Raw genomic sequence first — 12908 nt, 5'->3', positions numbered from 1 at the left:
GTCAGTGAAGGATCGTCGACAGCGGCTTGCCCGAGCCCGCGACCGACTGCAGTTCGGTTTCGGTCACGACGCGGCTCCACATCGCGACGTCGGAGAAGCTCTCCACGTTCGGCTTGACCGTCGTGCACGCGTTGACCGTGTAGCCGCCGCTGTAATGGCTCGCCGGGTAACCGCACGCGAGCATGTGGTACTGGCCCGTGCCGTCCTCGTTCACGCCGAACGTCTTCGTGCCGAGGCCCGGCAGCGCACTCGCCGACACTGTGAGCGGCGTGCTCTGCTTCTGCTCGCCGAGCACCGGGTCGAACGTGTAGGCCGTCATCGTCTTGCCGACGGTGTCGATCACGAACGCCGCGTACACCCACTGGTTCGCGCTCACGCTCATCGTCTTCAGGTCGTTGCGGTTCGTGCCGTCGCCCGCGTTGTACTGGATGTTGCAGGTACCCGACGGCGCGCCCGACGCCTGCGGGAACAGCCCGATCGCGATGCCCGCGTTCTTGCCGCTCTGCCAGTTCTTGTTCGCGAACACCGGCGTGCCGAAGCCGACCACGTCGGTGCACGGCGTCTTCACCCACATGCCGATCGTAAACTGCGCCTGCGTCGCGATGTCGGCGTTCTGCACGAGCTTGTAGCCGTCGTAACCGTTCGTGTCGACGGTCTGCGTCGTCACCTGCAGCGCCTGCCCGCCGAACGGATCGGCGGTGAGCGAACCGCCGTTCGCGGCGGCCGAGAACGGGCCCATCGTGCTCGCGCTCAGCGCATCGACGGCCGGCAGCGCGCCGAACGGGTAATACGACGCGAGGCCGTTCTTGAGCGTCGTCGCGAGCGGCGGCGGCGGGGGCGGCGGCGGCACGTACGCGATCTGCGCGATGCTGCCCACGGGCGCGCCGCCCGCCGTCACCACGTAGTCGAAGCTGTAGGTGCCGGCCGCGGTCAGGCCGAGATTGCTGTCGGTATAGGTCGTCGTGCCGGCGGGCAGCGTCGCGATCTGCTGGCCTGCGCGGTAGATCGCGACCGCGCCGCTCGAAGGTGCAGCCCACGTCAGCACGACGCTGTGGCCATCGGTGCTCGCCGTGCCGGCGAGCTGCGACACCGGTTGCGCGCCGATCAATTCGCCGCCGTCCATTTCGTACGCGGACGGCGCGGGCAACGCACCGAATTGCGCGAGCACGGTCGGCGCGATGTCCGCGATGCTGGCACGCGTGTGCAGGTCGGCCAGCGACGCCGGCTGCGCGGCGCTGCCGAGGCGCCCGTTGTCGGCCTGGTTCATCGCGATGAAGGTCGTCGATTCGGACAGCAGCGGCAGGCCGTCGCTGCCGCCGGCCGCGTTCAGGCCGTGGCCGCCGGTCACGACGACCAGCCAGTTCTCCTTGTTACGCTTCGCGGTTTCGGCGACGAGCGCGCCGACGGCCGCGTCGAGCTGCTTCAGCGTGTTCGCGTACGCCGACGCACCGAGGCCGTAGTTCAGCGCCGCATCCTGCGCCGAGTGGTATTGCGCGACGACCAGCGCGTAGCCCTGCTGGATCATCGTGGTGCTTTGCTGCGTGACGCAGCTGTCGACCGCCGCGCAGTTCGCGAGCGTGTCGAGGTTGCCCGCGTTGCGCCCGGCGGTCAGCAGCGACGCCAGCGCCGGCGACCCGACGGCCGCGCCGAGCAGGCCCGCGTTCGCGGTCTTCAACGCGTCGAATGCGGTCGGCGCCTGCAGCGCCTGGTTCGGCGCATCGGACAGCACCTGGTGGCGGTTGCCCCATGCGCCGGTCAGCAGCGTGGCCCAGCTCGGCGTATCGAGGTTCGGCTGCTGCGACAGCAGCCCGTTGACGCCGCCGCTATAGGCGGGCGCGACATGCAGCTTCGCGAGGTTCGGCAGCGTGCCGCCGGCGATGCCGGCCGTCAGCGCCGCGTACGTCACGCCGTCGAGCTCGATCACGAGCGCGCGGTTCGCGACCTGCTGGCCCGGCGGCGTGCCGCCGTTGCCGGTGCCGTTATCGGTGCCGCCGGCCGCGTTCGTCGCCGTGCCGCCTGACCCTGCCGTGCCGTCCATGTTGCCGCCGCACGCGCCGAGCGCGCCGACCAAGGTCAGCCCGCACAGCAACCGCGCGAGAGTGGTCTTCCGCATGTTTCCCCCTGATTGGAATATCCGGACACGCCCGGAGATCTGCCCGGATTCTGCTCAGGGGATGCGATGCGCGTATTTCGTTTTGCAGAAGCGCGCCGATACAGGTATCAGTATTTTTGGGGCGGGCCGGACCCGCGGAACGGCCGGCCCGCCGGTGGAAACGTTACCGCCCGTCGCCGAGCGAACCGAGAATCTGGTACGCGACCTTCACGCGATCCTCGATCGGGTAATTGCGATTCGCGAGCATCACGATCGCGATCCGCTTCGCGGGGACGAACGCGACATACGTGCTGAAGCCGTTGGTCGAGCCCGTCTTGTTGATCCACCTATTCGGGTTCGGCGCCAGCGGCGGCGTGATCGCGCTCGCCGGCGTCGCGTTGAACAGCATCTTCGGCGCGTTGCCTTCGAGCAGCGTCGGCAGCGCGACCGGATACGGATACTGTTCCCAGATCAGGTCCTGCGTCAGCGGCCCCGAGCGGAAATAGCCGGTGTGCGTGCGTTCGATCGCGCGCTGCAGTCGCGGTGCCGTGTCGACCAGCCCCATGTTCGCCTGCACGAAGCGCAGCAGGTCGGCCGCCGTGGTCCGCACGCCGTACGCCGGCTGCCACAGCATGCCGCCCGTCATCCGGATCGGCTTGCCGTCCTGCGTATAGCCCTGCGCATAGTCGGCCTTGCGCGCGTCGGGTACGTTGATATACGTATGCGTCATCCCGAGCGCGGGGAACAGCCGCTGCTCCATCAGCACGGCGAAATCGCGGTTCATCGCCTTCGCGGTAAGCCACCCGAGCATCCCGATCGCGACGTTGGAATACGTGCGGCGCGTGCCGGGTGTATACGCGGGCCGCCACGCGTCGAGATAGCGCATCAGGCCGGCTTCGTCGTGGATGCTGTCCGGCACCTGCAGCGGCATGCCGCCGGGCGTGTGCGTGCCGAGCTGGAGCAGCGTCAACGCCCCGAACGGCTTGCCCTGCATCGCGGGCAGGTACTTGCCGGCCGGGTCCGACAGCGACAGCTCGCCGCCCTCCTGCGCGTCGGACGCGAGCGTCGCCGTCAGTGTCTTGCTGACGGAGCCGATCTCGAACAGCGTGTCGCCGGTGACGGGCTTGCCGGTTTGCGTCGACATCACGCCATAGTCGAACACGTAGGGCTTGCCGTCGGCGACGACGCCGATCGCCATGCCGGGAATGGCGTACTGCTTCATCAGCGGCGCGACGTGGCGGGTCACGGTAGCGTGGATGTCGTCCTGCGTGACTGCGGCCGCGCGGCCGGCCGTGGCGGTAGCGCACGCGGCGACGAACAGGGTCGCGGCGAAGCGGGTCGCGTTGAATCGCATGGTTGCGGTTCCTTTGGTATCGGATGGTTGCGTGAACAACAGATCCGGCCGCACCGCGCGGAAATCACGGCGGCCGGCCTGTCGAAGCAGGACTATCCGCTACCGGCCGGCCGCCAACAATCGACGATATGTTGCGCGAGCCTAAAGAAAATCTTATGAGATACGCGCGTTGCCGGATTGGCTCGCGTGCAGCCGTTTCAAGCGCCGTGAATATGAACGGCCGATGCGCGGTTGCAGGAAGCCGAGCGCGACCGGCAGACCAACGGCAACAAGGCGATCGAGATGGGCGCGCGCGTCAGCCCGGCAGCCGGTCGAGAAAGTCCAGCATCGCCGCGTTGAACCGCGCGGGCCGCTGCAGCGGCGCGAAATGGCTCACGCCGGGCAGGATCGTCAGCGTCGCACCGGGAATCGTGCGCGCCAGATACGCCGCATGCTCGGGCCGGATGAATTCGTCGTGCTCGCCCTGCACGATCGTCACCGGCACGGCGATCGCCGCGAGGTCCTGCGCGCGGTAATCCGGTTGCGTGCGCATCATTTCGCTGACGGCCGCGACGAACGCATCGAACTGGTCCGGCGTCGCGGACAGTTGCGCGTAGTCCTTCCGGTGCCGCGCGAAACAACGGTCGATCAACGGGCTCGGCACCATCTCCTTCGTGCCGCCCGGATCCATGTTGCACGCGAAGAAGAACACGCCGGCCGCACGTTCCGGCGCGCGGGCGGCGAGCACGAGCGCGATGCACGCGCCGTCGCTCCAGCCGACGAAACGCGCGCGGCCGATGTGCAGCGCGTCGAGGACCGCGAGCACGTCCGACGCCATGCGTTCGTAGGAATAGGGTTGGTCGTCGCGCGTGCTGCGGCCGTGGCCGCGGCTGTCGATCAGGACCGCGCGGTAGCCGGCCGCGAGCAGCGCGGGCACCTGGTTGCCCCAGTTGCCGCCGTGACCGAGGCCGCCGTGCAGCAGCACGACCGGCGGGCCATCGCCGAACGACGCGTGCCAGATGCGCGCGCCGTCATGTTCGAGCCATCCTTCGGCATCGGCCGCCGGCAGCAGCGTGCCGCCGTGCGCGTCGAAGCGGACGAGTTCGTCGTCGTCGAATTCCGCGTTCATCGTTCTGCCGTCCTTTCGAGGGAGACGAGCTTGCGATTGTAATGCGTACGACGAAAGCGGCCGCGCCGATCGCGCGGCCGGAGCGCGTCACGCCTGCGTCGACACCAGCCCGCCCGACGGCGAGCCGCCCGACTTCTCGATCGCCGCGGCAAGCTGCGAGATCGCCGTCGCCAGCGCCCCCGAGATCGCGCTGGCTTCCGCGCTCAGCGACTGCTGTTCGATCGCCGCGGCCGGGTCGTCCTTCGCGCGCTGGGCCGCGCTCGCCATCTGCCGCTCCAGCGTCGCGAGCTGCTGCTGCAGCCGCTCGATCAGCGCCTTCAACTGGTTGACCGCCGGGTTATCCGACGAGCCACCCGATGCGCCAAGCGTTTCGCCGGTGCCGCCGGTCGAGTCCTTCGTGCCGGTGGTGCCGGTGGTGCCGGTCGTGCTGGTCGTGCCCGTGGTATCCGTCGCGCCATCGGTAGACGAAGTCGCGGCGGATGGAGTCGACGTCGCCGTCGCGGCACCCGGCGACGCGTTCGCGCTCAGGCTGCCATCGGTAAGCGGGGATCGCGCGGTCGTGGAGAAATCGATCTGCATCGTATCGGTCCGTATATCGGTAAATGCATCATGACAGGGGGCAGGAATTGCCTTCCAACTCGTTTACGGCATTCATCACACGAAACTTGAGTATCGGGGCCGGACTGATTTTCGCGAGGATCGCAGCGCTTGAGCCACGAAAGGGCCAGATTCGCGACGAAGCGACGCTGGTAAAATTGCCGCTTCGCCGGCCGGATCCGCGCGCCGATCGCCTCCGGGCTCGATCGCGCAACGCCGCCGGTGTCGGCTCCCGCCCGTTCGGGCGCGGCACGCAACGCGTGCCCGCGCCGCCGTCACGGCTTCGCGGGTCGCCTTTTCCGTCCGCCTTCGTGTCCCGCTCGCCGGTTCGAGCGGCCAGCGCCGTGCGGCACGTTGACGTCATCACGCATTCGAGGAACACACGATGGCCCGCATCGGCGCCTTCTGCATCACGACGTGGCTTGCCGCCGCGATTCTCTACTTCGGCCAGCACTCCGTCGCGATGATGGTGCTCAGCGGCGTCGTCGTCTTCGGCGGATTCGATCTGCTGCGTCCGTAACGCGCATCAGCAAACCGCGAACGTCGGCACCGCCTGATCGACCGCCAACGCGCGCTCGTTGAACACCACCGGCACGCCGCCGAGCCCCAGCCTGCAGTTCGGGCGATCGAGCCGCCACCCGTCGACCCGCAACGCGACGCGCGACACCGGCGCGCCGTTCGCGTGCGGCAGGTCGATCGCGATCTGCCGCTTCGCGCCCGGCACGAGGTTCAGGTAGTTGTCGCTGTAGAACGCGGGCAGCACGCGCGCGCCGGTCGACGGATCGAATACCTGCAGGTGCGTCATCAGCGCGAGCGTCGCGCCGACGTTGGCGACATCGACCGTGATGCGTGTCGTCACGTCGTCGGCCTCGGCCGCCGTCGCGCTGATCGCAACCGCCGCCCCCGGCATCGTGTCGAGCGATGCGTACGCGTCGTCGCCACCGTCGCGCTGCCGCCAGTAGACATTCTCCGCCAGCATATTGCCGCCCGAATCGACCAGCGTGAGCGCGACGATGCACACGTCGGATTTCGCGGCGGCCATCGCCGACGCCAGGTTCGCCACCACGCGATACGACGCCTTCGCGACGCCGCCGACATCCGCGGTGGTCCGGCTGCTCAGCGTGCCGTCCAGGTTGTACACGCGCATCTCGACGCGGCCGGTGACCGACGCCGCCGTGTGATTCGCGATCGTCACGTCGGCGGTATTCGCATCGAGGATCGCATTGACGCGGCGGCACCCATGCCGAACCGCGAAAAACGACGCGTGCTCCTCGAGATCGTGGCTGTACATCTGCCACACGAAGCTCGGTTGCGCGGGGTTCGTCATCCACATGATCACGCCGGTGGCCGGCGACGTGATCTTCCCGGCCACCGGGCCGATCATCACGGCCGCATTCGCCTCGTAGATCGAGCGAATGCATTCGTAGTTCATCATCTGCGCCTTGCGCACGAAGTCGGCGAGATTCCGGATCGCGCCGTAGCGCAGCGCCGTCATCGCGATGTACCCGGCGCCGCCCTGCTTGCCGACCGCGTCGTAGTACGCGCCGTTACCGTTCATGTCGCGGTCGGCCCAGAAGTCGTCGGGGCATTCGACCGAACCGGCCGGCAGCATCGCTTCGACACATTCGAGCGTCGGGATCGAATGCGAGCCGACTTCGTTGTGAAACGCAACCGACGTCGTGCCGTAGCCGCGGCCGAACGCGGCCTGCGGCGACGCCCAGTTGTACGGCCCGCCGGACGAATAGCCGTTCACCGCGCCGGCGCCCGTGTCGCCCGCCGAACTCGTGAGGCACAGGCGTTGCGGGTCCAGCTCGGCGACGAGCGCGTCGAGCCCCTTGACGAGCGCCGGCGGCGGCGCGCCTTCGTTGCCGCCGCACCAGAGCAGGATCGACGGGCGATGACGGTTGCGCGCGATCACGTCGCGGATGTTGTCGAGATCGCGCGGCACGTTGGCGGCGCCCGACCCGTCTCCTTCGGTCGAGAAGAAGAAGTCCTGCCAGACGAGGATCCCGTAGCGATCGCACGCATCGAAGAAATCGTCGCTCGTGCTCTGCCCGTTCCAGTTGCGGATCAGGTTGAGATTCGCGTCGCGATGGAGCCGCACCTGGTTGAACAGCCGTTCGCGCGGAATGCGCTTCAGCGCTTCGTCGAGCCCCCAGTTGCCGCCCATCACGAGGATCGGCAGCCCATTCACGGTGATGCTCAACTGCGGGCCCATGCCGATGTCGCGCGCGTAGTCGATGCGGCGCAGGCCGATGTTCAGCGTGCGCTCGTCCGACCGCTTGCGCGCCACGTCGATTCCGACCGTCACCGCGTAGAGATTCGGCTCGCCATACCCGTTCGGCCACCACAGGCGCGGCTGCTTGATTGCTAGCGCCGCGATGTCCGACGACGTGAGCGACACCTTCATCGGAGTGCTCGATGCGGGAATCGCGATGTCGTGGCGGAACGGCGTGCCGTTGCCGATGGTGCCGACGACGGTCGCGACGAGGTCCGTGCCCGAGCCGTTGTCCAGTTCGAGATCGAGCCGCAACTCGGCGCGCGAAAGATCGGCGGACAACGTGTGGGCGATATTGATCGCCGCGATACGCACCGCGCCGGTCGTGAACCACGCGACCGGTTGCCAGATGCCGAGATTGCGGTCGGGGATCGTCGGCAGCCAGTCCCAGCCGGCCGAGCAGAAGAACGTCGGCCCGTTCTTCAGCGTGATGCCGGTCGGGCCGCCATTGCGCCCGCCGCGCGTGACGCCGCTCTGGTAGTTCGGCAGCAGTGGCCCTTCCGAGAAATCCAGCTTCACGACGCGCACCGCAAGGCTGGCCGCGCCGCCCGCCTGCGGCACCCGCCGCGTGATGTCGAACGCGCCTTGCTTGAACGCGCCTTCGAGCCGGCCGACGAGCGCGCCGTTCAGCCAGATCTCCGCGCAATAGTTGACGCCGCCGAAGCGCAGCCACAGCCGCTGCCCCGGCTGCCGGGCCGGCGCCGCGAAGGTCGTCCGGTACCAGTAGTCGGTGTCCTTCGGCGTATCGGGAATGGTGTCCGTGACGATGCGCCCATGGAACGGATCGGGATACTTGCCGTTGACGATCATGCTGTTCAGCACGGTGCCGGGCACCGTCGCCGGCGCCATGCCCGCCATGCCGGCGGCGCTCGACAGTTGCGCGCCGCTCGCGCCCGGCAGGCTGCTCGCGGACGCGAACGTCCAGTGCTCCGACAGTTCCTGCGCGGCCAGCAGGCTGTGTTCCGGGTCGGCCGGCACGCCCGGCACGGTGGGCGTGACCGTCGCCGGGCCGTCGGCGCCCGGTGTGCCGGTTACGCCCGACGTCGAATCGATGTCGCCATTGCAGCCGGCGAGCCAGCTCGTGCCGACCAGCGCGGCGCTGTAGGACAGGAATTTCCGGCGTTCTTTCGATGTCACGTTGTGTTCCTCCCTGATTGCGTCGTCGTCAGTGCGAGCTGGCCTGGCGTATCCGCATCACGTCGGACGAACCGCTGGCCGTCATGCGCGTGTAGTCCGCATTCGGCCCGGACGGCGGCGTCAGGTTGTCGGCGGCCGCCCATTGCGTCGGCGTCGCCGACAGCGCGTAGTTCATCGTGCCGCCGTTGGCGATCGTGCCCAGCGGCAGCCACGAACCCGCGTAGTCCGCGCCATTGACCTTCAGCGACCGGATATACGCGAACGACGGGTGACCCGAGTCGTCCATCGTGACCTGCTTGTCGCTTTCGAGCCGCAGCGTCTTGCCGTTGCCGAACCAGACGGTGATCCCGCTGAACTGCGGCGTGGACAACGTGAGCCCGGCTTCCGACGGAATGACCGGGAACATGCCGAGCGCCGCCCACACGTACCAGCTCGACGTCGCGCCCATGTCGTCGTTGCCCGGCAGCCCGTCGCGACCGGTCGTGAATGCCTTCGACATGATGATCGGGAGAACGTACTGTGCGCCGCTCGGCTGCCCGGCCCAGTTGTACCCCCATGGCGACTGGAACGACGGTTCGTTGCCGATGTACAGGTTGTCGGACGATTGGCCGCCGTTCAGGTCGCTGGAGGCCGGCACGGTCGAGAACGGCGTCGTGACCCCGAACAGCTTGTTCAGCCGCGTGACGGCCGCCTGCTTGCCGCCGATCGCGTCGATCAGCGCGGTCCAGTCCTGCGCGAAGGTCCAGAAGTAGTTCGGCTCTGTCGATTCATGGAACTCACCCTGCACGAGCGTGCCCAGCGTACCGGGCGGCGAGCCGGCCGGCGGTGCATTGCGCGCGGCGATCACCTTGTTCGTGTAGTCGAAGATGTTGCGCCACCAGCCTGCCCGCGTGTACAGCGTGCCGATGTTGTCCGGCGTCACGCCGACCGACGGCGCGTTCAGCACGCTGGCCGGCAGCGCCTGCAGGAATGCGGCCGCCGAGCGGTCGCTCAGCACGCGCTCGATGGTCGCGGACGACGAGTGACCGTCGTCGCTCTGCGACAGGTAGTGGGCCGACAGGAAATGGGCCAGCCCCCCATCGCTCGGGCGGTCGTTGCAGGCACTCGACGGGTCGAACACGGATTGCCTGGTCAGGCGCGCGGCCGACACCAGATCGAAGTCGGTCGCACCGAACTTGTAGGCGCCGGCGATCACGTTCAGCGCGTTGTCGCCCGCCATCGGCGTCGAGTCGTCGCTGCCGTCGACCCAGTGCGGAAATGCGCCGCATTGCAACGCGTCGACGACGAGCGATTGCATCATGTCGCTCGATTCCTTCGGCGCGAGCAACGCCAGCAGTTGCGCCTGAGACCGGTACGTATCCCACAGCGAGAAGCCCGTGTAGTGGTTGCCCGCGCCGCCCTGCGAACCGTCGCCGCGCCGGAACGCATAGTCGCCGACCCTGGCCGTCGCGCGCGGCGGAATGGTGCCGGTCTGGTCGACCGACTTCGGATAGCTGCCGTCCGGGTTCCTCGGCTGGCGCATGCTGCGGAATTCGCCGTTCGTGTCGCTATAGAGCGTCGGCGTGCCGAACACGTGATAGAGCGCGGTGTAGAACTTCGTGAGGTTCGCCTTCTGCGTTGCGTTCAGCGACGCGGGATTCGCGGCCTGGTCGATCTGGATCGTGTTGAGGCGGTCGTTCCACAAGCCTGATGCATTCGTGCGTGTGTCGTCGAACGCCAGCTTCTCGCCTTCGTCGTGCAGGTTACGCTGCGCGTTCTCGGCGCTGACCGACGAGACGCCGACCTTCACGGTCACCGTCCTGTCCGCGTCGGTCAGGTCGAACTGCAGCGTCGCCGCGCCGTTGCTGACGGTGTTCACCGCCGACGTGCCCGCCTGCTTGCGCAACGGCTTGTCGAAAGTTGCGTAGAAGTACACGGGCGCATTCCACACCGTGCCGTACGGCGTGCAGAACGCCGGCGCCACGGCCTGCCCGCTCATCGACTTGCCGTCGCTCGCGATCGCCAGCGCGACGTTGTTCGCGGTGACCTTCGTGCTGCCCGAATCGCTGTTGCCGTTCAGCTTCGCGTCGATCGAGAAGAAACCCTTGTCCTTGTTCGTGTATGTGAAGCGCGCGATGCCGGAGCGTGCGGTCGCGCTCAACTCCGTCACGATCCCGTTCGCGAGGCGGACCTTGTAGTACCCGGGTTCGGCCGTTTCATCCGCATAGTTGTACCCGATGCCGGTCGGTTGGCCGTCCGCCGCAATCGCCGTCGCGGCATCGCTCGGCAGCATCGCGACCGCGCCCTGCCCCGGGCAGCCGACGCCGCTCAGGTGCGTCACGCTGAAGAAGTCGATCGTGCCGCCCGACCCGCCGGACGACAGGTAGCCGCCCGAACCGTTGAAGTCGCTGCGCGGCGTGTTCGGCCCGAAATTCACCATGCCGAACGGCACCGTCGCGCCCGGGCTCACGTTGCCCGCGTAACCGGAGTCCGAGTTGACCTGCGTGCCGATGAGCGGATTGACGAACTGCGTCAGTTGCATGTTGGTGCGCTTGGGCGGGGTCGGCTGCGACGGCCCCGAAGTCGGTGGCGGCGAGGTCGACGGCGTGTCTCCCGCGCCGTTGGCAGGTGTCGCGCCAATGGGAGATGTCGCGCCATTGGCAGATGTCGACACGCTGTTCAAATCGTCGCCGCCGCATGCGGCAAGCGCTGCGCAAGTCAGTGCAGCGACGATCAAGAGTCGTGGATTTTTCATTTTTCGTTTAGTGATGTTAATTAAAATGAATCGTCCGGCGTCGACCACCGCCGCCCTCCTCCTGCATCCGGGAATGTCACAGGCTTCCCAGGGGCTTACAGTGCCGTAACGACTGTTTATTCACCACGAGAAGTTTCCCGAATTTTCAGTTTGTTTAACTAAACAATCGGGAGTTAAGTGGCTTTGGGTACAAATTGCCGCTTTTTGTTGCGTTGCAGCGGCGCTGGAGAGGGTCGCGCACCGGCAAGCGCCCGGCAAATCCGGGCGCCGCGTGACCTCGGGGATGAGAATGAATCGCCGACGCTCGCGCCGGCACGTACGTCAGTGCCGGCGTCGGAGCGATACGACGCGCATCAGCGCGGCAACGTCCTCAACGACGACGGCCCGCCCGTCAGCGCAATCCGCTTGCCCGTATCGTGCAGCTTGCCGCCTTCCACCGCATACAGCGCAAGCTGTCGTTCGACGTTGAACTGCACGATCACGTGCCGGCTGTCGGCGGTGAATACGATCCCTTGCGCCGCTTCGCCGCCGGGCAACTCGCTGATCTTCACGGCCTGCCCGTCGCGGATCTCGAACAGCAGCACCTTGCCGATCTTGTGGCGGCCCGGATTGTCGGGCGTCAGGTTCGAGCCGTCCATCGCCTGCACGGCGATCCACTTCCCGTTCGGCGAAATCGCGACGCCTTCCGGCAGCGACGGCACCGTCAGGTACTGGACCGTGCGGAACGGCACGCGCGACACGTCGATCAGCGCGATCGAATCCGCGTCGCCCGCGAGCGTGCCCGTATAGCCCGGCAGCCCCGCGAGCCCGACGTTGCTGACGACGGCCCAGCGGTTGTCGCTCGACACGTCGATCGTGTACGGCGCGACGCCGGTGCTCAGGCGCGTGCCGCTGTCGGTCACCTTGCCGTCGTCGACGTTCAGCACCGCGACGCCCTGCTCGTCGCGCAACGACACCAGCGCATGCTTGCCGTCGTGCGTGAAGCTGATCCCGGCCAGCCGCTTCTTGCCGATCTTCAGGTTGCCGTCGAGCGTCGCATGCGTGCCGTCGATGCGCAGGATCGAGACGCTGCCGTCGACGTTCGCGACAAGCGCGAGCCGGCCCGAGCGGTCGATCGCGATCCCTTGCGGATGGGCGCCGAGCTCGATGCGCGTGATCGCGGACGGCGCGGCGTCGAGATTCACGACCTGCAGGAACGTGTCGTACACGAGCTGCTTCGCGGCCGTGTCGTAACGCGTCGGTGCGCCGACGAGCGCGAGCTTCGCGTCGGGCGTGATCGCGACGGCCTGCGGCGGCCCCTGGATGCCGTTCTCGACATCGACCTGCAAGGCAACCTTCGGCGGGAACGTGCTGGCGTCGAGCAGCGTCAGCGTGTCGGCGGGCGGTGAGGCCAGATAGGTGTCGCGGCCTTCGACGCGTTGATACTTGCCGTCGTTGCCGGACACGATCCAGTCGGCGGCGTGCACGGTAACAGCGGTCGTAACGAGGGTCAGCGCGGCGAGCAGGCGCGCGCTGCGCAGATGGAAAGGCTTCGAATGCATGGCGGTCGGGTCTCCGGATCGGTTGCGGACGCAATGGATTGCTCGACCCTGCTGCTCGACGGGTCGA

Annotated in this window: 8 protein-coding genes; 1 reads left to right on the top strand and 7 read right to left on the bottom strand. The window is 67.6% G+C overall.

Annotated features, from left to right (window positions below; all coding sequences use genetic code 11):
• Position 1: 1 nt before the first annotated feature.
• The 4 genes from H3H55_RS33010 to H3H55_RS32995 all read right to left on the bottom strand — a co-directional run bounded on the left by H3H55_RS33010 (position 2) and on the right by H3H55_RS32995 (position 5133).
• Positions 2-2113 carry a LamG-like jellyroll fold domain-containing protein gene (locus tag H3H55_RS33010; protein WP_193102443.1) on the bottom strand — a complete coding sequence of 704 codons (2112 nt, stop codon included), beginning with the start codon at positions 2111-2113 and terminating at the stop codon, positions 2-4.
• Positions 2114-2276: 163 nt separating this feature from the next.
• A complete protein-coding gene (gene ampC / locus H3H55_RS33005; protein ID WP_193102442.1) occupies positions 2277-3446 on the bottom strand; it encodes a class C beta-lactamase in 1170 nt (389 codons plus the stop codon).
• Positions 3447-3741: 295 nt separating this feature from the next.
• Positions 3742-4554 carry an alpha/beta fold hydrolase gene (locus H3H55_RS33000; protein WP_193102441.1) on the bottom strand — a complete coding sequence of 271 codons (813 nt, stop codon included), beginning with the start codon at positions 4552-4554 and terminating at the stop codon, positions 3742-3744.
• An 87-nt stretch (positions 4555-4641) separates the two neighbouring features.
• Positions 4642-5133, bottom strand: coding sequence for a hypothetical protein (locus H3H55_RS32995; protein WP_193102440.1), 492 nt, complete (start codon positions 5131-5133; stop codon positions 4642-4644).
• Between the two features lie 403 nt (positions 5134-5536).
• Between H3H55_RS32995 and H3H55_RS37610 the strand changes: the two genes are divergently transcribed.
• Positions 5537-5671 carry a hypothetical protein gene (locus tag H3H55_RS37610; protein ID WP_048248033.1) on the top strand — a complete coding sequence of 45 codons (135 nt, stop codon included), beginning with the start codon at positions 5537-5539 and terminating at the stop codon, positions 5669-5671.
• 6 nt (positions 5672-5677) lie between these two features.
• Here the strand turns inward: H3H55_RS37610 and H3H55_RS32990 are convergent, their stop codons facing one another.
• From H3H55_RS32990 to H3H55_RS32975, 3 genes are all read right to left on the bottom strand, one after another.
• The gene (locus H3H55_RS32990; protein ID WP_193102439.1) at positions 5678-8566 is read right to left on the bottom strand and encodes a glycoside hydrolase family 2 protein; all 2889 of its coding nucleotides are present in this window, start codon (positions 8564-8566) and stop codon (positions 5678-5680) included.
• 28 nt (positions 8567-8594) lie between these two features.
• Positions 8595-11300, bottom strand: a complete 2706-nt coding sequence (locus H3H55_RS32985; protein WP_413463999.1) for a GH92 family glycosyl hydrolase — start codon at positions 11298-11300, stop codon at positions 8595-8597.
• A gap of 353 nt (positions 11301-11653) precedes the next feature.
• A complete protein-coding gene (locus H3H55_RS32975; protein WP_193102436.1) occupies positions 11654-12841 on the bottom strand; it encodes a YncE family protein in 1188 nt (395 codons plus the stop codon).
• Positions 12842-12908: the final 67 nt, after the last annotated feature.

It is taken from the genome of Burkholderia sp. Z1 (assembly GCF_014893795.1).
Taxonomy (GTDB): Bacteria; Pseudomonadota; Gammaproteobacteria; order Burkholderiales; family Burkholderiaceae; genus Burkholderia; species Burkholderia theae.
Note: the sequence above shows the minus strand (reverse complement) of the source record. Positions and strands in the feature narration are given on the sequence as shown.

Coding starts and splice junctions, on each gene's coding strand:
- H3H55_RS32995 (WP_193102440.1), bottom strand. CDS start 5,133: ATGCAGATCGATTTCTCCACGACCGCGCGATCCCCGCTTACCGATGGC.
- H3H55_RS32975 (WP_193102436.1), bottom strand. CDS start 12,841: ATGCATTCGAAGCCTTTCCATCTGCGCAGCGCGCGCCTGCTCGCCGCG.
- ampC (WP_193102442.1), bottom strand. CDS start 3,446: ATGCGATTCAACGCGACCCGCTTCGCCGCGACCCTGTTCGTCGCCGCG.
- H3H55_RS32985 (WP_413463999.1), bottom strand. CDS start 11,300: ATGAAAAATCCACGACTCTTGATCGTCGCTGCACTGACTTGCGCAGCG.
- H3H55_RS37610 (WP_048248033.1), top strand. CDS start 5,537: ATGGCCCGCATCGGCGCCTTCTGCATCACGACGTGGCTTGCCGCCGCG.
- H3H55_RS33000 (WP_193102441.1), bottom strand. CDS start 4,554: ATGAACGCGGAATTCGACGACGACGAACTCGTCCGCTTCGACGCGCAC.
- H3H55_RS33010 (WP_193102443.1), bottom strand. CDS start 2,113: ATGCGGAAGACCACTCTCGCGCGGTTGCTGTGCGGGCTGACCTTGGTC.